Annotated in this window: 19 protein-coding genes; 2 read left to right on the plus strand and 17 right to left on the minus strand. The window is 67.9% G+C overall.

Features of this window, described 5'->3' with window-relative positions:
- Positions 1 to 119: 119 nt before the first annotated feature.
- The 16 genes from AC1RHV_RS02750 to AC1RHV_RS02825 form a co-directional block, all read right to left on the minus strand.
- Positions 120 to 1,616: an aldehyde dehydrogenase gene (locus tag AC1RHV_RS02750; RefSeq protein WP_175180917.1), complete on the minus strand. Its 1,497-nt coding sequence runs from the start codon at positions 1,614 to 1,616 to the stop codon at positions 120 to 122.
- Entirely contained in the window at positions 1,613 to 2,860 is a 1,248-nt protein-coding gene (locus AC1RHV_RS02755; RefSeq protein WP_119451501.1) for a Zn-dependent hydrolase, read from the minus strand. Before AC1RHV_RS02755 ends, AC1RHV_RS02750 begins: the two co-directional genes overlap by 4 nt.
- Positions 2,861 to 2,877: 17 nt before the next feature.
- Positions 2,878 to 4,590: a thiamine pyrophosphate-binding protein gene (locus tag AC1RHV_RS02760; RefSeq protein ID WP_175162802.1), complete on the minus strand. Its 1,713-nt coding sequence runs from the start codon at positions 4,588 to 4,590 to the stop codon at positions 2,878 to 2,880.
- On the minus strand, positions 4,587 to 5,516 hold the full coding sequence (locus tag AC1RHV_RS02765) for an HpcH/HpaI aldolase/citrate lyase family protein (protein WP_054454493.1): 930 nt from the start codon (positions 5,514 to 5,516) through the stop codon (positions 4,587 to 4,589). The genes AC1RHV_RS02760 and AC1RHV_RS02765 overlap by 4 nt, the downstream gene beginning before the upstream one ends.
- Positions 5,513 to 6,796, minus strand: coding sequence for a TRAP transporter large permease (locus AC1RHV_RS02770; RefSeq protein ID WP_054454491.1), 1,284 nt, complete (start codon positions 6,794 to 6,796; stop codon positions 5,513 to 5,515). The genes AC1RHV_RS02765 and AC1RHV_RS02770 overlap by 4 nt, the downstream gene beginning before the upstream one ends.
- A 4-nt stretch (positions 6,797 to 6,800) precedes the next feature.
- A complete protein-coding gene (locus AC1RHV_RS02775) occupies positions 6,801 to 7,280 on the minus strand; it encodes a TRAP transporter small permease (protein WP_054454489.1) in 480 nt (159 codons plus the stop codon).
- Entirely contained in the window at positions 7,280 to 8,275 is a 996-nt protein-coding gene (locus AC1RHV_RS02780) for a TRAP transporter substrate-binding protein (RefSeq protein ID WP_054454487.1), read from the minus strand. The genes AC1RHV_RS02775 and AC1RHV_RS02780 overlap by 1 nt, the downstream gene beginning before the upstream one ends.
- Positions 8,276 to 8,309: 34 nt before the next feature.
- Positions 8,310 to 9,446 carry a YncE family protein gene (locus AC1RHV_RS02785; protein ID WP_313389756.1) on the minus strand — a complete coding sequence of 379 codons (1,137 nt, stop codon included), beginning with the start codon at positions 9,444 to 9,446 and terminating at the stop codon, positions 8,310 to 8,312.
- Positions 9,443 to 10,255, minus strand: a complete 813-nt coding sequence (locus tag AC1RHV_RS02790) for an ATP-binding cassette domain-containing protein (protein ID WP_492299679.1) — start codon at positions 10,253 to 10,255, stop codon at positions 9,443 to 9,445. The genes AC1RHV_RS02785 and AC1RHV_RS02790 overlap by 4 nt, the downstream gene beginning before the upstream one ends.
- A complete protein-coding gene (locus AC1RHV_RS02795; protein ID WP_175180920.1) occupies positions 10,252 to 11,250 on the minus strand; it encodes an ABC transporter ATP-binding protein in 999 nt (332 codons plus the stop codon). The genes AC1RHV_RS02790 and AC1RHV_RS02795 overlap by 4 nt, the downstream gene beginning before the upstream one ends.
- A gap of 4 nt (positions 11,251 to 11,254) precedes the next feature.
- Positions 11,255 to 12,124, minus strand: a complete 870-nt coding sequence (locus AC1RHV_RS02800; RefSeq protein WP_054454479.1) for an ABC transporter permease — start codon at positions 12,122 to 12,124, stop codon at positions 11,255 to 11,257.
- Positions 12,121 to 13,038: an ABC transporter permease gene (locus tag AC1RHV_RS02805; protein ID WP_175213352.1), complete on the minus strand. Its 918-nt coding sequence runs from the start codon at positions 13,036 to 13,038 to the stop codon at positions 12,121 to 12,123. The genes AC1RHV_RS02800 and AC1RHV_RS02805 overlap by 4 nt, the downstream gene beginning before the upstream one ends.
- Before the next feature lie 85 nt (positions 13,039 to 13,123).
- The gene (locus AC1RHV_RS02810; protein WP_054454475.1) at positions 13,124 to 14,629 is read right to left on the minus strand and encodes an ABC transporter substrate-binding protein; all 1,506 of its coding nucleotides are present in this window, start codon (positions 14,627 to 14,629) and stop codon (positions 13,124 to 13,126) included.
- 178 nt (positions 14,630 to 14,807) lie between these two features.
- Positions 14,808 to 15,542 carry a FadR/GntR family transcriptional regulator gene (locus tag AC1RHV_RS02815; RefSeq protein WP_054454472.1) on the minus strand — a complete coding sequence of 245 codons (735 nt, stop codon included), beginning with the start codon at positions 15,540 to 15,542 and terminating at the stop codon, positions 14,808 to 14,810.
- 261 nt (positions 15,543 to 15,803) lie between these two features.
- Positions 15,804 to 16,823 (minus strand): histone deacetylase family protein, encoded by a 1,020-nt coding sequence (locus AC1RHV_RS02820; RefSeq protein ID WP_175213353.1) that lies wholly within the window; start codon positions 16,821 to 16,823, stop codon positions 15,804 to 15,806.
- Between the two features lie 120 nt (positions 16,824 to 16,943).
- Entirely contained in the window at positions 16,944 to 19,970 is a 3,027-nt protein-coding gene (locus AC1RHV_RS02825) for a sensor histidine kinase (protein WP_492299680.1), read from the minus strand.
- A 525-nt stretch (positions 19,971 to 20,495) separates the two neighbouring features.
- Here AC1RHV_RS02825 and AC1RHV_RS02830 point away from each other — a divergent pair.
- A complete protein-coding gene (locus AC1RHV_RS02830; protein ID WP_192352100.1) occupies positions 20,496 to 20,852 on the plus strand; it encodes a hypothetical protein in 357 nt (118 codons plus the stop codon).
- A gap of 117 nt (positions 20,853 to 20,969) precedes the next feature.
- Positions 20,970 to 21,680, plus strand: a complete 711-nt coding sequence (locus AC1RHV_RS02835) for a response regulator (RefSeq protein WP_175180924.1) — start codon at positions 20,970 to 20,972, stop codon at positions 21,678 to 21,680.
- Between the two features lie 20 nt (positions 21,681 to 21,700).
- Here the strand turns inward: AC1RHV_RS02835 and AC1RHV_RS02840 are convergent, their stop codons facing one another.
- Positions 21,701 to 22,399, minus strand: a complete 699-nt coding sequence (locus AC1RHV_RS02840) for a response regulator (RefSeq protein WP_175162782.1) — start codon at positions 22,397 to 22,399, stop codon at positions 21,701 to 21,703.
- Between the last annotated feature and the right edge of the window lie 68 nt (positions 22,400 to 22,467).

A 22,467-nucleotide genomic window follows, 5' to 3' on the forward strand; every position in this document is an offset into this window, starting at 1 on the left:
GCAGCCCGTCGCCGTTCAAGGTCGCACAAGGGCCCACCGCCTTCAATGGCGCTGGCGGCCAAGCAGATAACGCGAAATGGCAAGGATGGCGGACGCCGCGCGGGCGTCCGCCCAGGGGATCAAGCCGTCAGGCTGATCCAGGTCGTCTTCAGGTCGCTGTACTTGTCCAGCGCGTGCAGCGACTTGTCGCGGCCGAAGCCCGACTGTTTGACCCCGCCGAAAGGCACGGTGATGTCGCCGTCGGCGTAGCAGTTGACCCACACCAGGCCCGCGCGCAGGCGGCGCGAGAGACGGTGCGCGCGCGACAGGTTGGCAGTCCAGAGCCCAGCGCCCAGGCCGTAGATCGAGTCGTTGGCCAGCCGCACCGCGTCGTCCTCGGTGGCGAAGCGCTGCGCGGCCAGCACCGGGCCGAAGATCTCCTCGCGCACCAGGCTGCTGTCCTGGCTGGCGCAATCGAAAATCGTCGGTTCGATGTAGTAGCCCCCGGTGGCGCCCAGGGCCTGGCGCCCACCCATGCGCAACTGCGCGCCTTCGGCCGAGCCCGCTTCGATGCGGGCCAGCACGCCGCGCATCTGGCGTTCGTCGACCATGGCGCCCATGGCGGTGGCGGGATCCAGCGGATCGCCCGGTTGCAGGGCGGCGGCGTAGTCCGCGACCTTGGACATGAAGGCGTCGTAGATGCCGTCCTGCACATACAGGCGCGAGCCCGCGATGCAGACTTCGCCCTGGTTGGAGAAGATGGCCAGGGCCGCAGCCTGAGCGGCGCGGTCCAGGTCGGGGCAGTCCTCGAACACGATGTGCGGCGACTTGCCGCCGCACTCCAGCCACACGCGCTTCAGGTTCGATTGTCCCGAATACTCCATGAAGCGCTTGCCGGTGGCGGTCGACCCGGTGAAGGCGATGCAGTCCACATCGGGATGCAGGCCCAGCGCCTGGCCGGCCTGCGCGCCCAGGCCGGGCACCACGCTGAAGACGCCGGCGGGGATGCCTGCTTCCCCGGCCAGCGCCGCCAGCCGGATGGCCGACAGCGAGGCTTGTTCGGCCGGTTTGAGGATGACGCTGTTGCCGGCGGCCAAGGCTGGCGCGACTTTCCAGGCGGCCATCATCAGCGGGTAGTTCCACGGCACCACCGCCGCGACCACGCCCAGCGCTTCGCGCGTGATGGTGGCCAGCGCGTCCGGGCCGGTGGGGGCGATCTCGTCGTAGATCTTGTCGATCGCCTCGGCGTACCAGGCGTAGCAGCGCGCCGTCTCGGGTACGTCGAAGGCCAGCGCGTCGCGGATGGGCTTGCCCATGTCCAGCGTTTCCAGCAGCGCGAGTTCCTCGCGGTGCTCGTCGATCAGCGCGGCCAGGCGCAGCAGATGCTGCTTGCGCTGGCGCGGCGCCAAGGCGCTCCAGACGCCGGCTTCGAAGGCGCGGCGGGCGGCCTGCACGGCGCGGTCCACGTCGGCCGCGCCGCAAGACGCCACGTCGGCCAGCTTGCGCCCGTCTATCGGGCTGGTGGCGGGGAAGGTGGCGCCATCGGCCGCGTCGCAATAGGCGCCGTCGATGTAGGCCTGGCCATTGAAGGCGAGCGCGGCGGCGCGGGCGCGCCAGTAGGCGGCGTCCTGGGTCATGAGCGGACCTCCTGGGCGTTGGCGCGCGCCACCATGGCGTCGAGCAGCACGTTGCACCCGGCTTCCAGGTCAGCGGGCTTGGCGTCCTCGATCTCGTTGTGGCTGACGCCGTCCTTGCACGGCACGAAGATCATGGCGGTTGGGGTGACGGCGGCCATGTAGACCGCGTCGTGGCCCGCGCCGGTGACGATGTCCATGGCGGCCAGGCCGCGGCGCGCGGCGCCGTCGCGCACCTTGCCGACCAGGTCCGGGTCGAACGGGGTGGGCGGGAAGTACTGCACGTGCTTCACGTCCACTTCCACGTTGTGGCGCTGGGCGATTTCGGCGCAGATTTCGTGCCAGCGCTGGTCCATGCGGGTGAGCGTGGCCTCGTCCTCGTGGCGCAGGTCCACCGTGAAACGCACCTGGCCCGGGATGACGTTGCGCGAACCGGGGTGCGCGTGGATTTCACCCACGGTGCCGCGGCCATGCGGCTGGTTATCGTTGGCAATGTCGACCACCGCCTGCAGCAGGAAGCTGGAGGCGTACAGCGCGTCGCGCCGGATCGGCATGGGGGTGGGGCCGGCATGCATTTCCATGCCGGTCACTGTCACGTCGTACCAGCGCAGGCCGAGCGACCCGGTCACCACGCCAACCACTTTTTCTTCATGCTCCAGGATCGGGCCTTGTTCGATGTGGGCCTCGAAATAGGCGCCCACCGGGCGGCCGCCCACGGGGTCCGTGCCGGCATAGCCGATGGCCGCCAGCTCGTCGGCCACCGACTTGCCGTCGCGGTCGGTCGCGGTCAGCGCCACTTCCAGCGGGAATTTGCCGGCGAATACGCCCGAACCCATCATCACGGGCACGAAGCGCGAGCCTTCCTCGTTGGTCCAGATGGCGACTTCCAGCGGCGCCTCCGTGACCACGCCGTGGTCGTTCAGGCTGCGCATGACCTCCAGGCCCGCCAGCACGCCATAGCAGCCGTCGAACTTGCCGCCGGTGGGCTGGGTGTCGATATGGCTGCCGGTCATGACCGGCGGCAGGTCATTGTTGCGGCCGGCGCGGCGGGCGAAGATGTTGCCCACCTGGTCCACGCGCAGCGTCATGCCGGCATCGCGCATCCAGCCGGTGACCAGGTCGCGGCCCTGGCCATCCAGCGCGGTCAGCGCCAGGCGGCAGTTGCCGCCCTTGGCCGTGGCGCCGATCTGCGCCAGGTCCATCAGCGACTGCCACAGCCGCTGTCCGTTGATCGATATCGTCGTCATGTTGGAGTTCCTCTGTGTCAGTGGCTGGCGGCGGCATTGCGGGCCAGTGCGGCTTCGCGGATGCCCATCAGGGTTTCGCCCGGCGAAATGCCATTGGCGTCGTAGCGGATTTCCAGAAGGGCCGGCATGTTTTCGCGTTCGGCAAAGGCCAGCGCGCGCTCGAATGCGGGACCGAAGCTGGCGGTGTCTTCCACGGCTTCGCCGTAGCCGCCGTAGCCGCGGATGATCTGCGTGAAGTCCGGGTTCTCGAAGGACAGGGCGATGGTGCGCGCCGGGAACTCGCGTTCCTGGTGCGCGCGGATGGTGCCCCAGATGCCATTGTTGAACACCAGCACCACCACGCCCAGGCGGTATTGCAGCGCCACGCCCAGTTCCTGCATGTTCATCTGGAAGCAGCCGTCGCCGGCATAGCAGACCACCGTGCGCTTGCGGTCTTCCAGCTTCGCCGAGATCGCCGCCGGCAGGCCGTAGCCCATGGAGCCCACGGTGGGCGTGAGGCTGGTGCCGGGGCCGGCATAGCGGCGGTAGCGGTGGGGATACAGCGCATAGTTGCCCGCGCCCACGGTGATGCAGGCGTCGGCCGGCACGTGCGCGTCGACGTAGGCGGCGGCCTGGTCCAGGCTCATCGGCCCGGGCGAAGGCAGCGGCTTGAGGCTGTCAACCAGTTCCTGGTGCGCGGCGCGCACCGCCTCGCCGCGCGCCGTCTTGTGGCCGGGGACCAGGCCCGCCACGCTGGCGGCGAAGCTGGCCACGTCCGCCACGATGGCCTGGGTGGGCGAGAACACGCGGCCCAGTTCGGCGGCGTCCGGATACACGTGGATCAGTTGCTGGCGCGGCAGCGGGCTTTCGATGACGGTATAGCCTTCGGTCGTGGCCTCGCCCATGCGCGTGCCCACGGCCAGCACCAGGTCGGCGTCGTGCAGGCGCTGGCGCAGCTCGGGCGTCATGGCCCAGCCGACGTGGCCGGCGGCGTTGGGGTGGCGCTGGTCGAAGCACTCCAGGCGGCGCCAGGCCGTGCCTACCGGCAGCTCGAAGCGTTCAGCGAAGCCGGCGATCTGGTCGATGGCGGTCTGGTGCCAGCCATTGCCACCCAGCAGCAGGAAGGGACGTTCGGCAGCGTCCAGCAATTGGGTCATGCGGGCCAGGTCGGCGGCGCCGGGGTGGCTGTGCACGCGCGGGTAGCGCGGCAGGTCGGCCACGCGGGCGCGGCCCCACAGCGTGTCCTCGGGCAGCGCCAGCACCACGGGGCCGGGACGGCCGCTGGTGGCAATTGCGAAGGCGCGCGAGATGTACTCGGGGATGCGGTCGGTGCGGTCGATCTGGGCCACCCATTTGGCCATCTGGCCGAACATGCGGCGGTAGTCGATTTCCTGGAAGGCTTCGCGCTCCATGAAGTCGTTGCCCACCTGGCCCACGAACAGGATCATCGGGGTGGAGTCCTGGAAGGCGGTATGCACGCCGATGCTGGCGTTGGTGGCGCCCGGGCCCCGCGTGACGAAGCAGATGCCGGGTTCGCCGGTCAGCTTGCCATAGGCTTCGGCCATGTAGGCCGCGCCGCTTTCCTGGCGGCAGACGATGGCCTCGATGGCATCGGTGTGGTCGTTCAGCGCGTCGATGCAGGGCAGATAGCTTTCGCCGGGGATCATGAACACGCGGCGCGCGCCATGGATGCGCAGCTGCTGCATCAGGATCTGACCGCCATTGCGTTCGGGAATTGCTGCTGACGTCATGCGGAGTCTCCTTGTTGCGGGACGGCCTGCGCGCGGCGCTCGGCGGCCCATCGTTCGAATTGGTGATGGCGCGCCAACAGGCGGCGCGCGGTGTTGTAGACAGGCGGATCGATGCGCTCGGCGTCGTGGCGGCCGGCGCGCTGGGCTTCATAGCGGGCGACGCAATCATGGGCCGCCATGACTTCGTCCGGGGCGGGCGTGAACACCGCGTGGATCAGCTTGACCTGGTCGGCCACGGTGGCGCACTTGGACTTCAGGCCCATGCGGCGGGCCCAGCGCACATCGGCTTCCAGCGCCGGCATGTCGCGGTAGTTGAAGGGGCAGTCGATGGGCAGGCAGCCGGCCGCCGTGCAATCCAGCAGGAAGCGGGCGCGCAGGTGATGCAGTTCGATGCCGTCCTTGCCGCGTTCGGCGCCCAGGCTGGCGGTCAGGTCCTCGGCGGCCAGCAGGCAGGCGGACACGCGCGGGCTGGCGGTCAGGATGTCATAGGCGCGGTGCACGCCCAGCGCGGACTCCAGCGTGGGCACGATCTCGGTGCTGCCCGCGGGCAGGCCCAGTTCGGCTTCCAGCGCGGTGATCGCCTGGTCCAGCGCGGCGATCTGCGCCGCGCTTTCGGCGTGGGGCAGGAACACCGCGTCCGGCGCGCCCGGCATCACGCCGCGCAGGTCCGCCAGGCCGTCGTCTTCGAGCTTGTTGATGCGCACCGCGGCCACCACGCCCAGGGCGCGGCAGCGGCCGAACAGTTCGGCGATGATGGGGCGCGCGGCTGGCCGGTCCGCCGGGGCGGTGAACTCTTCCAGGTCCGCGACCAGCGCATCGGCGCCGCTGGCCAGGCCGTCGGCCTGGGCGTTGGGGTCGAATCCGGGCACGAACATCCAGCTGCGGCGCAGGAAGGGGGGACGGCGGGAGGGGGTAATAGGGGTCATTGCACGTGCCTCGGCAGGAACAGCACCAGTTCAGGTACGAAAGTCAGCAGCAGCATGACCGCGGTCATGGCCAGCATCATCCAGGACAGAGGACGCAGGGTCTGCATCATGTTGATGCCGCCGATCTTGCACGCGGCCATCAGGTCGACCCCGACGGGCGGCGTGTTGGCGCCAATGGCCATGTTGATCGACAGCAGGATGCCGAAGTGCACCGGATCGATGTTGTAGTGCGCCAGCACCGGCATCACGACCGGGGCCACGATGATGATGACCGGGATCGCTTCCATGAAGGTGCCCAGGAGCAGCAGCACCACGGTCAGCACCAGCAGCACGGCGGTCTTGCTGTCGGTCCATTCGACCAGCAGCGTGGACAGCGCCTGCGGCACCTGCTCGGCCACCAGCACCCAGGCGAACAGGCCCGACGCGCCGATGATGAGCAGGATGGACGCGCTGCTTTCGCCGGTGGACTTCAGGTTGTCCCACAGCGACTTCAGGCTCAGCGTGCGATACCAGAAGAAGCCGATCAGCAAGGCGTAGATGATGGCGCTGGAGGCGGCCTCGGTAGCGGTGAAGATCCCGAAGCGGATGCCGCCGATGATCAGCACCGGCACCATCAGGGCAGGCAGCGCGTCGATGGCGGCGGCGCGCAGTTCCGGCCAGCTGAATGGCTGGCCGCCGGCCCAGTTGTGCTTGCGCGACTGCCAGACGGCCACGCCGATCAGCGACAGCCCCAGCAGGATGCCCGGAATGATCCCGGCCACGAACAGCTTGCCCACCGAGGTGTCGGTGATGGTGCCGTAGACGATCAGCACGATGCTGGGCGGGATGATGGTGGAAGTGGCGCCGGCGCTGCCGACCAGGGCGCAGGAAAAGCCCTTGTCGTAGCCGCTGCGGGCCATGGCGGGCAGCAGCAGGCTGCCGATGGCGACCACGTCGGCCACGCCGGAACCGGATAGCGCGCCGAACATCAGGCAGGCCAGCACGGCCACCACCGCCAGGCCACCCTTGATGTCGCCGACGATGGCGGCGCACAGGCGCACGATGCGCTGGGTCAGGCCGGCGCCGTTCATCAGCTGCGCGGCCAGGATGAACAGCGGAATCGCCAGCAGCGTGAAGCTGTCCAGCCCCACCACATACTGTTGCGCCGCCACCATCATGGGCGCGGAGTCGAAGACCGCCAGATAGGCCAGGCAGGACAGCACCAGGCCGAAAGCGATGGGCATGTCGATCAGCACCGTGATCGTGAACACGCCCATCAGGAAGAGAGCACCCGTAGACATCTTGTTAATCCTTTGCAGCGGCGGGAGCGGAAGAGAACAGCTGCGCCAGGTGCACCACGATGGTGATGGCGCAGGCGAAAGGCAGCGCCAGGTAGACGGTGCCGGCGGACACGTCCAGCGCGGGCAGGGTCTGGTCCATGGTCAGCTCGGCCAGCTGCCAGCCGGCATAACCCAGCGCCGCCAGGCCGACGATGATGAGCGCCTGGTTGATGCGTTCAAAGGCGTTGAGGATCCGGGGATTGCGCACCACGAACGGCAGCAGCCCGGCCATCAGGTGCGAACGCTCATGGCTGCAGACGACGCCGCCGATGAAGGCCGACCACACCAGCACCAGCCGCGGCAGTTCCTCGGCCCAGTGCGGCGTGGTGTGGGTGACGAAGCGGGCGAACACCACGTAGGAGATCAGGATCGCCAGCAAGGCCACCGCCAGGGCGGCGAAGGCCTTGCTGATGCCCGACAGGATCGCGGACAGTCGGTTGAGCATTACTTGGCCTCGCGGTACTTCTGCACCAGCGCCATCAGCTCGGGGCCGTAGGTGACCGAGTAGGTCTTCCACACCGGCTCCACCGCGGCGGCGAAGGCGGCCTTGTCGACCTCGTTGACCTGCATGCCCTTGTCCTTCAGCTGGGCGATGTATTGCTGGTCGCCGTCGGTGATCATCTGGCGCTGGGCGTCGCGCCACTTGTCGGCGGCGGCCTGCACGATCTTCTTGTCCTCGGCCGAGAGGCGGTTCCACACCGGCTTGGAGATGATCAGGTTGGCCGGACCCCAGACGTGGCCGGTCAGCGACAGGTACTTCTGCACCTCGAAGAAGGACGAGGTGTAGATGATGGACAGCGGGTTCTCCTGGGCGTCGAACACCTTCTGCTGCAGGGCCGAATACAGTTCGCCGAAGGCCAGCGGCGCGGGGTTGGCGCCCAGCGCGGTAAAGGTGTCCAGGCGCATCTTGTCGGGCGTGACGCGGGTCTTCAGGCCGGCCAGGTCGGCGGGCTTGGCCACCGCGCCGCGGTTGTTGGTGACGTGGCGAAAGCCGTTTTCCCACCACGAGATGATGGTCAGGTTCTTCTTGTCGGCCAGCTTGGCCAACGCCTCGCCCAGTTCGCCGTCGAAGGCCTTGTAGGCCTGTTGCGAGGTCGACCAGGTATAGGGCAGCTCGACCACGCCGAACTTGGGTTCGATGGGCTGCAGCGAGCCCGAGCCGATGATGGCCGCGCCCTGGCTGCCGATCTGCAGGCCTTCGAGCATGGTCTTTTCATTGCCCAGCTGGCCGCTGGGGAACAGCACGAAATTGACGCGGCCGGCGGTCTTTTCCTTGACCTCGGCGGCAAAGCCTTCGGCGGCCTTGTTCCAGCTGTGGCTGGGCGCCAGCACGTGGCCGAGCTTGATATCCAGGGCGTGGGCCGACAACGGCGCGAGGCCGGCGAGGGCGAGCAGGGCGGCGGCCAGCAGGGCCGGTTTCTTTTGAGGAGCGGTGGTCATGGCGGAACTCCGGGAGCAGTGGGGATGGGTAGGGTCAGTAGGATTGGGCGCGCATCGAAGCGGGCCGTCCGGGCAGGGCGATGCGGGTGCCGGTGTCGCTCAGGCCGTGGTCGCCCACGGCCAGAACCTGCATTTCGGCATCGAGGAAATTGCCGACATAGAGGTAGCGGCTGTCGGGGCTGAAGGCCAGGCCCTCGGGCAGCGCGCCGACTTCGATGGCGCCGGCGCGGGTCACGGACTGTCCGTCGATGCGCAGCAATACGATCTGTCCGCGCGGGTGGTGGAACCAGACGCTGGACGGGTTGTTGGAACCTTGCACGATGGCGACCGCGGCATGGCGGCCGTCGGGACTGATGGCGATGCCTTCGGGGCCGTCCTCGACCATGACGCGGTCGATCACGCGCGGCGGATCGGCGCGCAGGTCCACCACGCTGACCGAATCCGCGTGGCCGTCCGACGCGGTCGGGCTGCCCATGTCCACCACCAGCGCCAGCGCGCCGTCGGGCGACACCACCAGGTTGAACGGCACCAGGCCGGTGGTCAGGTCCTCGGCCGGATCGTGGGTCACGATGGGGGCCGCGCCGCTCTCGTCGATGCGCAGCACGCCCAGGCGATGGGTGTCGGTCTTGACCACGAAGGCGCGGCGGCCGTCCGCGGAAAATGAAACGGCCACCACAGGGGTGCCTACGTCCACTTCGCCGCAGACCTCGGCGCGCTTGCCCGCGATGCGCAGCACCGACACCGAGCGGCCGGCCTTGTTGGCCACCAGCGCCAGCGTGCCGGCGCGGTTGATGGACAGGCCGGAGGGCTGCAACCCGACCTCCAGCCGCTGCACAATGGCGGGCGGGCTGGCTTGCAGGTCGATCACGTACAGGCCGCGGCCCGGCTTGGGCTGCCAGCCGGCGCCGTCGGCGCGCGCGGGCCAATCCATCGAATCCGCGATCAGGCCCAGGCGCTGGTCGGGCGTGACGGCCAGGTTGACTGGCGGGCCGAACAGGGAGTTGGGCAGGGACAAGGTGGCGACCAATTCCGGCGCGGCGGGATTCGCGCCGGCGTCGTAGACGCACAGGCTGTCATTGCCCGGGGCCAGGAAACGGATCTGGCCGTCGTCCCAGGTGACTTTCTGGTCGTTGCCGACCAGCAGCAGGTGGCGGGTGGCGGGTGTGGTCATGCCGCGAGCTCCTGCGCCTGCGGTACCGCCAGGGTGGCGCCGATGAGCTGCCGCGTGTACGGGTGGACCGGCTCGAAGTAAACCTGGCTGGCAGGACCGCGTTCGACCACGCGGCCGCCTTGCAGCACCACGATCTCGTCGGCAATGTGCTGCACCACGGCCAGGTTGTGGCTGATGAACAGATAGCCCAGGCCGCGTTCGCGCTGCAGTTCCATCAAAAGGTTCAGGATCTGCGCCTGCACCGATACGTCCAGCGCCGAAGTGGGTTCGTCGCAGATCAGCAACTGCGGCTCCAGCATCAAGGCGCGCGCGATGGCCACGCGCTGACGCTGGCCGCCGGACAGCTCGCGCGGATAGCGCGCGGCGAAGGCCGGCACCAGGCCCACGGCGTCCATCATGCGGCGCACCGACGCGGCCTGGGAGGCCGCATTGCCGATGCCATGCGTGCGCAGCGGCGCGGTCAGGATCTCGCTGATGGTGCGGCGCGGGTTGAGCGAGGAATACGGATCCTGAAACACCATCTGGATGCGGCGGGCGCGGTCGCGGGCCGGCATCGCGGCCAGCGGCTTGCCGTCCAGCAGCGCCTGGCCCTGGGTCGGCGCCAACAGGCCCAGCATCAGCTTGGCGATGGTGGACTTGCCGCTGCCGGATTCGCCCACCAGGCCGATGGTCTGGCCGGCGGGCACGTGCAAGTCGATGTCATGCAGGATGCGCGGCGCGGGCCGGCGCGAGAACAGGCCGGCGCGGCCATACTGGAAGCACAGCGCGTTCAGGCTGATGCTGGCGGAAGTGGCGGTCGGGCTGCTCATGCCGTGGCTCCTAGGCGCAAGGCGCCGGGTTTGATGCACAGGCAGCGGTGTCCGCCCTGCACGCGCGCGGGGAAGGGCTGGGCACAGCGGGCTTCGGCCGCCGGGCAGCGCTCGCGGAAGGCGCAGCCGCGGATGGCGGTGTCCAGCGAGGGGACGGCGCCGGCGATGGTGGGCAGGTCGGCGCGCGGCGCGGTGCGCCCGGGCTGGGGGATGCAGTTCAGCAGCATCGCGGTATAGGGATGGCTGGGTTGCTCCAGCACTTCGCGCACGCTGCCGCCTTCGACGATGTCGCCCGCGTACATGACGATGACATGGTCGGCGATGCGCGCCACCAGGCCCATGTCATGGGAGATGAACACCATGCCCAGACCGAACTCGGCCTGGATGTCGCGCAGCAGGTCCAGCAGCTCGGCCTGCACGGTGACGTCCAGCGCGGTGGTGGGTTCGTCGGCGATCAGCAGCTCGGGACCGCACATGAGCGCCATTGCGATCATGACGCGCTGGCGCAGTCCGCCCGAAAGTTCAAAGGGATACTGCCGCATGCGGTCGCGGGGATTGGCGATGCCGACGCGGCGCAGCAGGTACTCCGCGCGTTCTTCAGCCGCGCGCCGGCTGACACGCTTGTGCCGGCGCAGCACGTCGACCAGCTGGGTGCCGATGGGGAACACCGGGTTCAGCGAGGTCATCGGATCCTGGAAGATCATGGCGATGCGCGCGCCGCGCAGCTGCGCCAGTTCGGCGGGCGTGAGCGCCGCCAAGTCCTGGCCGGCGAATTCCAGCTTCGCTACGCGGCGGCGCGCGGCCGCCGGCAGCAGGTCCAGCAGCGCCAGCGCGGTCAACGATTTGCCGCAACCCGATTCGCCCACGATGCACAGTGTCTTGCCGCGCTCCAGGCTGAAGTCCACCGCGCGCACCACGTGCTTGACGTGGGTGGGCGTCTGGATGTCGATGTGCAGATCCTGGACCCGCAGCAGGGGATGGCTGGTATCGGTCATGGGGTCAGCCCTTCTTCATTTGCACGGCGCGCAGCGATTCGCCCGCGCGGTTCACGCACAGCACCAGCACGAACAGCACCACGCTGGGGATCACCACCAGCGAGGGCTGGAACAGCATGTTTTCCTTGCCTTCGGCGATCATCAGGCCCAGCGACGGCATCGGCGCCGGCACGCCCAGGCCCAGGAACGACAGCGACGCTTCCAGCGTGATCGCCATGGCGGCGTCCACGGTGCCGATGATGAGCAGGTTGCCCACCAGGTTGGGCAGGATGTCGCGCCAGATGATCTGCAGATGGGTGCAGCCCTGCAGGCGCGAGGCCGTGACGAACTCGGCGTTGCGCAGGCCGGCCGCCATGGTGCGGGCCACCAGCGCATAGCGTTCCCACAGCAACAGGCCCAGCACCAGCACCACCACGGTGAGCGAGGCGCCCACCACCGACACCACCGCCAGCGCCACCAGGATGATGGGCAGCGCCAGGCGCGCGGTGATCAGGAAGGACACGGCGCGATCCACCGCGCCGCCGAAGTAGCCGGCGGCCACGCCCAGCGTGGTGCCGATCAGCCCGCCCATCAGCGCGACCGACAGGCCGATCAGCGCCGACACGCGCACGCCGTACAGCGCGCGCGCCAGCACGTCGCGGCCCAGCTGGTCGGTGCCGAGGATGTGGTTCCAGCTGCCGTCTTCGCCCCAGACGGGCTCTTGCAGCCGCGCCAGCAGGTCCTGCGTGTACGGGTCGTGCGGGACGAGGTAGGGGCCCAGCAGTCCGGCCAGCACCAGCAGCGCCAGCACGGCCAGGCCCAGGTTGCGGCCCAGGCGGGCCGCGCGTGCGCCGCGCGAGCGGACGGGAAAGGAGGAGGCGATGACGCTGCTCATGAGGAAACTCGCACGCGGGGGTCGAGCCAACCGTTGATCAGGTCGGCGACCAGGGTCAGGACGATGTAGATCAGGGCGAAGATCAGGATCAGCGCCTGCATCGTGGGAAAGTCGCCGCGCAGGATCGAGGTCCAGGCCAGGAGGCCCGCGCCGTTGATGGCGAACACGGTCTCGATGACGACGGAACCGGCCAGCAGCGTGCCCATCTGGGCCGCGGCCAGCGACACCAGCGGCCGCAAGGCGTTGCGCAGCGCGTACTTGAGCACCACGCTCGGGCCGCCCAGGCCCATGGCCCGCGCAGTCCGGATGTAGTCGGTGGCCAGCACGGTTTCCATTTCGGACTTCATCAGGCGCAGCATTGCCGGCATGGCGAACAGGCCCAGCGCGGTCACCGGCATCACGTAGTGCTTCCAGCTGTCGAAACCCGAGGCCGGCAGCCATTGGTTGCGCACGCTGAAAAGGATGATGAGCAGGAAGGCCAGGCAGAACGGCGGCATGGCTTGGGCGCAGGCCGACAGCAGCATGGTGGCGCGGTCGATCAGCGAGCCGCGGCGCAGTCCGGCGATCACGCCCAGCGGTATCGCCAGCAGCAGCGCGAACAGCATGGCGGCCAGGCCCAGCTTGGCGGTGGCGGGGAAATGCTGGGTCAGCAGTTCGGCCACCGGGCGGCTGAAGTACAGGCTGTCGCCGAAGTCGCCGCGGGCGACGCCGGCCAGCCAGCGGCCGTACTGCACCAGGATGGGGTCGTTGAAGCCGTGCAGCTGCGCCAGGCGGGCCGCGTCGGCGGCGCTGCCTTCACCGGCCAGGCGCGCCGCCGGGTTGCCGGAAGCGAACACCAGCGAGAAGCTGATCAGCGAGACGAACACCACCAGCAGCGCGGACACAATCAGGCGGCGGAACAGGAATGCAATCATGGGGCTACCTATGACGGAATGCGCCGGAGAGGCCGCCGCTCCCGCCCGGCCGGGCGTGGGAACGGGGCCGCGCCGGCGGCGCCGGTCAGTTCCAGCGGGCCTTGTAGAAACGCGGGAACTCGTCGCCGTCGACCGAGAAGTTCAGGTCCTTGGACTGCACGGCGTTGAGCGAGTGGTTCCACAGCGGCACCCAGTAGGCCTGTTCGGCCACGATCTTCTGGGCGGCGGCGTAGTTCTTGGCGCGCAGCTCGCGGTCCACGGAGGTGTCGGCGGTTTCCAGGTACTTGATGACTTCCGGGTTGCGCGCCTGGTCGTCCGGACCGCCGCGGAAGAAGTTGCTGGTCGACAGCGCCGCGTCGGCGATGCCGTAGGAGCCCCAGTTGGACGACAGCATGGCGATCTTGCCTTCGCGCCAGTTGGTCATGGCGGTGCCGTACTGCTGTTCGACCAGGTTCAGCTTGATGCCGGCCTGCGCCATCTGCGCGGCGGCGGCGTCCAGGATGGCGCGCGGCGGGGCAGAGATCACCAGGTCCAGCGTCACGCCGTTGGGGTAGCCGGCCTGGGCCAGCAGCTGCTTGGCGCGGGCGGGGTCGAACTTGTAGGACTGCACGTCAGCGGCGCAGCCGAACTGCGCCGGGTTGCAGGCCGCGTTGATCACCTTGGAGGCGCCGCCTACCAGGGCCTTGCGGATGGCTTCGCGGTCGATGGCGTAGTTGATGGCCTGGCGCACTTCCTGCTTGGCCAGCGGCGACTTGCCGTCGTCAGCGCGCGGGTTCAGCGAGATGTAGCTGATGCGCATGATGCTGCTGCTCTTGACTGTGACGGCCGGCTGCTTTTCCATGCGCTTGGCCACGTCCGGCGGTACGCGCCAGATCCAGTCCAGGCCGCCGGACAACATCTCGGCGTATTGGGTATTGGCGTCCGGCAGCACGCGCACCACGAGCTTCTGCACGGCGGGCTTGGGGCCGAAGTAGTCCTCGAAGCGCTCGTACACGTAGCGGCTGCCGGGCTGGCTTTCCACCAGGCGGTAGGGGCCGGTGCCGATGGGCTTGGCGCCCATGTCGGACTGGTTGGCCTCGTAGTACTTGCGCGGATAGATCGGCAGGTTTTCCGAAAGCATTTCCAGCGCCAGCGGGTACGGCGTCTTCATCTTGATGCGGACGGTATCGTCGGAAGCCTTTTCGGCCTTGGCGATCCAGGCCACCTGGTTCTGGAAGCGCGCCTTGTACCCTTCGGATGACACCAGGTTCAGGGTGTACAGCACGTCGTCGATGGTGAGCAACGAGCCGTCATGGAACTTCACGTCCTTGCGGATGGGCAGTTCGATCGTGGTGTCGTCCACGAACTTGTAGCCGGTGGCGATGGCCGGGCCGAATTCGCCCGTGTCCTGGTTCTTCTGCAGCAGTCCCGAGAACACCATGCGCGCCAGCGCCAGGCCGGGACGGTCCGATTCCTTGTAGGCGTCCAGCGTGGCGGGCGCCGCGTCGAACGCGATGTTGAGGGAGTTGTCAGCCTTGTTGGCCTGGGCGGCATGGGCGCCAAGCGCCAATAGCGCCGCGCTCAAAAGCTTCACGGTACGGGTCAGCTGCATGTTTTCACCTTGATGTGTTTTAGGTATGGGACTTACGGGTACTGCGGAACTGCTGTTTGCGTATCGGCGGGCAAGCCGCTCCCCTTGCCGCAGGCGGCGCGTTCTGCGCCGGCGGTGCTTGTTCCGTCGGTAAGGGGAGCGGCCTGGCGTTCAGGCCGAGGTTCAGGCGTTCATCAAATCATCGGATCCCAGCGCTGCCGAAGTCTTCCCGCAGGCGGGCCAGGATGCCGACCAGGTGGTCGTGCATGGCGTGGCGCGCGCGGATGGGATCGCGGTCGGAAATGGCCGCGAGGATGCGTTCGTGTTCCTGCTGGGCTTCGCTCCACACCTTGGTGGTCACGAAGTGCTCTTCAAGACGGTTGAATACGGGACTCAGCGTGCTGAGGTGCCAGATATGGGAAATTGCCGCCGCCAGGGCGGCGTTGCCGCAGGCCGCGCCGATCGCGCTGTGGAAGGCGCGGTCGTGCACGCTGGGCGATTCGGTCAGGGACATGCCTTCGTGCGCGGCGCGGATCGCCGCGATCTGGGCGGGCGATGCCTTCTGCGCCGCCAGGGCCGCGCACTCGGGTTCCAGCAGCAAACGGGTTTCCAGCAGGTCGAAGGGGCCGATGTCGGTGGCTTCGACGCCGTTGGCGGCAACCGGCGCCTGCTGCGGCGACAGGTACTGGCCGTCTTCGCGCGCCGGGTTCACGAACACGCCCGTGCCTACGCGCACTTCCACATAGCCTTCGATTTCCAGCGCGATCAGCGCCTCGCGCACCGAGGCGCGGCTGACCTGCAACTGTTCAGCCAGTTCGCGCTCTGCCGGCAGCCGCCCGCCCGCGGGGAAGTCGCCCGCCTTGATGCGCGCGGCGATCTGGTCGGCAATCATGCGGTAGAGGCGGGTGGAGGCGACGGCCTGGAGAGAGGTCATTGTTGCGTCTAGATGAATGGTCGGGATGTAGAGGGTAATGGGTCTGCCCGGGCTTTGTCTTGCATGCCCCCCGGGCGATCACCGAGGGTGCCTGGATATCTGGTGGCCCAGTGGTCAGGCCACTGGACGAAATGTACCGGAGGCGCCCCGGCTTGTGAACCGGGCTTTTCCATTTCTAGGGAAAACCACTAGCGCGGCTTTTGCGCCACGGCAGCGGACTTGCGGCCGGCGTCCGCGGCGGGACGCCGGCGGCGCGCGCGGTCAGCCCGAAGCCAGTCCGCCGAAGAAGCGCGAGGCGTTCGATTCCAGGCCTTCGATGTAATAGCCGCCCTCTTGCACGATCAGGGTGGGCAGCGCCAGGCCGCCGACTTCCCGGCCCAGGCGTTCGAAGCCGTTTTCGCTGACGGCGACCATGGCCTGCGGGTCCTTCTCGAAGATGTCGAAGCCCAGCGACAGCACCAGGGCGTCGGGTTGGAACAGTTCGATGGCGCGGCGCGCCTCTCCCAGCTTGTCGAAGAACACCGATTCCGGCGAGCCATGGGGCATGGGCAGGTTGATGTTGTAGCCGTAGCCCGGGCCGGCGCCGCGCTCGTCCTCGTAGCCCGCGACGACGGGATAGAAGTTCTCGGGATCGCCGTGGATGGACACGTACAGGACGTCGTTGCGTTCGTAGAAGATCTCCTGGATCCCCTGGCCGTGGTGCATGTCGGTGTCCAGGATCGCCACGCGCGGAAAGCGCGAGGTCAGGCGCTGCGCGGCGATCGCGGCGTTGTTCAGGTAGCAGAAGCCGCCGGCCGCGTCGCGCCGCGCGTGATGTCCGGGCGGACGGCAGATGGCGTAGGCGTGGCGCTCGCCCGCCAACAGCGCATCGGCGCCGGCGATGGCGCATTGCGCCGACCAGTAGGCAGAGTGCCAGGTGTGCTGGCCGACCGGGCAGCTGCCGTCGGCCAGGTAACGCGCGGCCTGGGCCAGCACGCCGCGCAAGGCGTTGGGTTGGCGCACGAAGACGTTGGAGACGACCTCGTCGCCCCAATCGTCGGGCAATTGCTTCCAGGCGGAGTGCGCCCCTTGCAGGAAACGCAGGTAGTCCAGCGTGTGGACCGCCGAGATCGCGCCCGCGCCCTGGTCGGGCGGCGCCTGCACGTCAAAGCCCAGCTTGCGCGCGGCCTCGGCCAACGCGTCCAGGCGCGATGGCACTTCCTGGGGCGTGCGCATCTTGCCGCGCGAGAAATAGGTCTGCGGATGGTGCAGTTTCTGGTCGTCGTGGAAGTATGCCTTCATGCGGGGTGACACCTGGTTGCGGGTTGACGCGACGCCGGCCGGGTCTGTCGTCCCGGGCAGGCGGCCAAGACGACGTTATACGTGGCCGCGCTGCGAAGGACAATTGGCAACACCCAGGATTCAGCGCAAGGCGGCGCGCGCGGCGGTCTCCAGACTTACCAGGCGCTCATGGAGCTTGCCGCGGTCCTGGGCTGCCGCATACTGCCCCATCTGCATGCAGAGGTCGGCCACGGCGGTCTTTCCTATCATGGCGAACGCGCCGCGGATCGAATGGCATTGTTCGCGCACGCCTTGAAAGTCCGCTCGCGCCAGCGCGTCGCGGATGGCCGCCAGCGAGAAGCCCAGGCTGGAGTCCAGCGCCGCCAGGACGGCGGGATCCGGCGGCAACGCCGCCGGTTCGGCAAGCCCCGCGGGCTCTTCATTCAGCCGCGCCTGCGGAATGTGCTCGCTTATGACGCGCCGTAGCGTACGCAGCGACATGGGCTTGAGCAGCACCGCGTCGAAGTTCGCCTGACTGTTGTGCAGTTCGTCCGGCTCCACGTGCGCCGTGACCGCGACGACCGGCAGCCTGGGGCCGCGTTCGCGCAGGAACTGCGCCAGCGCATAACCGTTGATCTCGGGCATGGAGATGTCCGTCAGCACCATGTCGTAGCGGCGCATCTTCACGCAGCGCATCGCCGCCGCCGCTCCTTCCGCCGCGTCTGCCGCGACGCCCAGGGCGGCCAGCTGGTCCAGGATCAGTTCGCGGTTGGCCGGATGGTCGTCGACCACTAGCACGCGGATGTCCTGAGGCAGGGCGTCGGGCGCAGGCGTTGCGGGGTCGTCCGCGGACGGCGCAGCGTTCAGCGTTTGCGCGCAGGGATGCAAGGGCAGCGTCACCGTGAATGTGGCGCCCCCGTCGTCGGGGCAGGCGACGGCGATCGTGCCGTCCATCATTTCCACCAGCTTCTTGCTGATCGGCAGGCCCAGTCCGGAGCCGCCGTAGCGGCGGTTTATCGAGCTGTCGGTCTGCGCGTACAGCGTGAACACGCGATCCGCCTGTTCGGGCGTCATCCCGATGCCTGTGTCGCGCACGCGCATGAGCATGGAATCCGCCAGCGCAGGGTCGCGCGCAGGCTCGACCGTGATTTCCACTGCGCCCGCGTCGGTGAACTTGAGGGCATTGCCGACCAGATTGACCAGAACCTGGCGTATCCGCGTCGGGTCGCCGGCATAGATCTGGGCCACCTCGCTGCCGACAGTGGCGGACAGTTGCACTCCCTTGGCGAGCGCGGCGGGCTTGAACATCGCGACGACCTGGGCGACAAGCTGCGGCAGGTCGAACGGTATGCGCTCGACCGTCATCTGCCCCGACTCCATGCGCGACACGTCCAGAATGTCGTTGATGAGATCGACCAGTGCGCGCGAAGCGTTGCGGACGGTGCGCAGACGCCCGCCCTGGCCGGCGGCGGCCGGATCCCGGTCCAGCAGTTCCAGGTGGCCCAGGACCAGGCTCAGGGGAGTGCGGATCTCGTGGCTCATGCTGGCCAGGAAGACGGACTTTGCCCGCGCGGCATCGATCGCGGCGATGCGCGCGTCCTCGCGCTTCTTTTCGATGTCCTTGCGGGCCGTGGCGTCCGAGAAGCTGCACAGCAGCACGTCATCGCCGTGATAGCGGGTCTTGACGATGTTGACCAGCAGTTCGCATTCGCGGCCATCGTCCAGCGTCAGGGTAAGTTCGCGGTCGCGCTGCAGCCAGGCCTCGCGGTCGCCGCGGGCGTGGCAGTCGCGCAGCAAGGCATGCAGCGACACGCCTGGCGCGGCGCGGGCAGCGTAACGCTGCATCATCGCGTTTTGCAGCAGCGCCTCGCCGCTTGCGCAGGACACCAGTCCCACGCCGAACTGCGCCGATGCGATGATGGAGCGGTTCATGTGCTCGCTTTCAAACACATGCTGCGAACGGCGGTACACGGGGGCCAGCGCCTTGCGGCTGAACCACAGCAAGAGCGCCCAGAGCGTCCCGAGCAGCAGCACGGTTACGGTCAGGTATAGCGTGAGGCTGGGCAGAAGCGCGGCGGCGACGGTGCGCCAGGAATAGGCATACACCAGGGTCCAACCGGTATCGAGCAACCGCGCGCCGACGCTGAACACGCCGTCCTGATAGCGCGTCAGGGGTTCTTGCGCCGCTTGCTTCCACGGATGCGACGCCAGCGCGATCCGGCTGGGCGTATCCAGGCCTGCGGCGGATTGCGCGCGGTCGGACTCGAGCAGGATGCCGCCATTGCCGTCGACCAGCGCCACGGCGGTGCCCGCGGGGATGTCATCCAGGCGGGCTGCCAGGGCGCTGACGGGGTAGTCGCTGACGAAGATCATGAACGGCTGGGGCCCGTCGAACGCGGGTTCGACCAGCTTGATCACGTTTTGGCCCGTCAGCGGATTGATTGCGGGCGGCTGCCAGAGGATGCGCCGGCTGGTCTCCCATTGTTTGGCCACGGCGGGATCGGACAGCATGCCGAGGTCATAGGACAGTTGGCCGATGAGACCGGCGGTGTCCGCTGCGCCCAGGTGCTCGAGCAACTGCGCATAGGGCGTGGAGGGCGCGGGCATCAGGGCCAGGAAACTCAGGTCCGGACTGTAGCCGTAAGCCGTCAGCGGCAGCTTTCTTTCGCGCTCGCTGGCCGTCGCGGTGAACGCCTGCAGTTCCGTCATGCCCAGGTAGCGGGCGTAGCTGGCCGGGGGTGAGGCGGCCGTGACGCTGCCGGCCGCCAGAATGGATGGCAGGCCCGCGCCGACCTGCAGCCGCGCGTGGCCGCCGCCAGCGCGGAAAGCCGCCTCGGTTTCGGGCGTGGGCGCGGGGCGCGCCTGCCAGAGCAGCTCCGCATGGATGACGCCGCGCCGCATGGCCGTCTGCTTGCCTTCTAGGTCCAGCGCCACCTGGGACTGGTGCGCGACGAGTTCCGTGTGCAGCCTGGAGATGGCGGCATGCGCGGAGTGATAAAGCACCAGGCACGCCGCGACCACGATCAGGACGGACAGCACGATGCCGCCTCCGAACAGCATCACGGAGTGATAGCGGGCGAGGAGGCTGAGTTCCCTGGCATGTCGCGCACCAGCGCTGAGCAGGTTTTGAGGATCGCCAAGGCTGGCCGTGGCGGTGGTATTCGGCATATCGGTGTATCGGTTGGGACTGCGCGCGCGGATGTGTGGCGCGCGCGATGCAGAAGCGAAGAATCCCATGAAATTCCCGCTTGCTATCCATTTTCAGGGCTATATTTGCATTTGTTTTCCAGTATTCGGATTCGTCCTATATCAATGGCTTACGAACTAGGACACGGCTGATGAATTCGCCCCTGGACAGGACTGCGGGCAGGGCGCGGACGGCTACGCCGGCTCAGGCTCGGAGCTCGCAACGCAACTCCATCGCACCGCAGCGAACCGCCTGTTCCGCTCAAGCCCGCACCGCCTGTTTGCCCGGCGTCAAGGCCGGCTTCGAGGCGGCCTGCAGGCCACGCTTCGCGCTTCCAGACTTGCCGCCGCGCAAGAGACTGTTGTGCCACGTCCGGGGCGGCGGCTCCGCGCTCTCAATTCCGAGACCTGGCAGTCGTTATCCGGTCATGAATGAAGAATATGCGGCGCCCTTGCCGCATTTGTTGAGGAGTTGACATGAGGCATCCTGCGAGGATTTCTGTTCGTATGGTCATGGCAAGCGTGTTGGCGGCGGGCGTGATGCCCTTGGCGGCGCATGCCGCCGGAGGGACGGTCTCGTTTACCGGCGGCATTTCCGCAGCTTCATATACGCGCACGCTGGCGCCGACGGCGGCAGGCGCCGCCATGCAGTTCCAGGGCGCGCGCGTCGAGCGCAGCAGCGCGACCGTCAGCCTCGTCAATCTGGACGCATCGTCATATGCCCTGGCTTGCGCAGGCATGGGCAAGCAGCAGGCCACGACCTGCCATTTGCCCGCGGGCGGCGGCGCGCTGGCCTTGACCGCAAGCCGGACGCATCCGCCGGCCGGGCCCGCCAAGGCGGTCGTCATGCTGGCCTACGACTAGCCGGCGGCTGGCGGAGCCCGCCGTGGTCGGGCGGGCTCCGCCTTTCAATATTCGCTGACGCCATTAGGGCGAATACAATGCAGCGCCCCGGCAGCGCGCCGGACCAGAGGGTCGGACATGGACGAATTCAAGATCAAGGTGATGCTGGCGGATGACCATCCCGGCATGGTCGCGGGCGTACAGCACGCGCTGGCCGAAGTGCCCACGATTGCGCTGGTGGGCGCGGCCGCCAACTCCACCGAGCTGGTCGCATTGCTGGACCGTACTCCCTGCGACGTGGTGGTATCCGACTACTCCATGCCCGCGGGCGATTTCGGCGATGGAGCATCGCTGTTCGGCTTGTTGCAACGGCGCTATCCGCAACTGAAGCTGGTGGTCCTGACCATGCTGGACAACGCGGCGGTCCTGCACACGCTGGTCACGCTGGGCATAGGCGGCATCGTCAGCAAGTCTGACGCGCTGGCGCACCTGATACCCGCCATCCACGCCGCGCATACCGGCGGCAAGTACTATTCGCCCAGCGCCAACAAGGTAATCCAGGGCATAGACTGGAACCGGCGTGGACGCAATCCGGAAAGCGTGTTGAGCCAGCGCGAATCCGAGGTCGTGCGGCTGTATGCCTCGGGCCTGACGATCAATGAAATCGCCGAGCGCCTGCATCGCAGCAAGAAGACCATCAGCACCCAGAAGGCCAAGGCCATGGAAAAGCTCGGCATCGAACGTGAGGTCGACCTGTTCCGGTATGCGATGGAGAACGGCCTGACAGCCACGCTGGCCGCGGACTCCGCGTCCCCAGTGCAGGAGCCGGCGGAAGGCGCGCAGGGTTGAGGCCGGTCGCTTGCCGCGGCTTATGACGATGCAGGCGCTTGGTCCATTGCGCCTGCCGGGCTTCCCGACGGATTGGCGCTGACCAGTCCCGATTCGATGCCGTAGCGCAGCAGTTCAATGTCGCGCTCCAACCCCAGCTTTAGCATGGCGGTGCCTTTCTGCGTACTGATGGTCTTCTTGCTGCGATGCAGGCGCTCGGCGATTTCGTTGATTGTCAGGCCGGATACGAACAGGCGCACCACTTCCAGCTCGCGCCGGGTCAGCATGTGGATCCCATAGTCGCCGCGGTCCAGCGCATTGGCCAGATCGGCGATCCGCGGCGAAAGATAGCGGCCGTTGGCATGGGCGCCATGTATCGCGGGCAACAGATGATTCAACGAATCGGACTTGCTGAGGACGGCGGGAATGCCCAGGTTCAATAGCGAATGCACGATGCCGGGGCTTTCCAGCATGGTCAGCACGACGATCTTCAGGCCGGGGTAGCGCTGGCGGATCAGGCCGAACAGGGTGATGCCGTCGCCGAAATGGCCGCCCGGCATGGAATAGTCGGAGATCAGCACCTCGCACGGATGCCGGCTCAGCATCTCCATCAGCTCGGTGGAGTCGCGGGCCGCGCCGATCACGGATACGGTGCTGCTGGATGCGAGCGTGTGTTGCACGCCGGCGCGCACGGCGGGATGGTCGTCGGCGACCACGACGCGTAGATTCAGAGGCTTCATGATGGAACAGGGTGGGACCAGGCTGGCGAGGCGGCCAGGCGCGGCGAGGCGGCGCAGGACAGACTGTA

The sequence above is a fragment of the Achromobacter sp. GW823-FHT04E03 genome, from assembly GCF_058796095.1.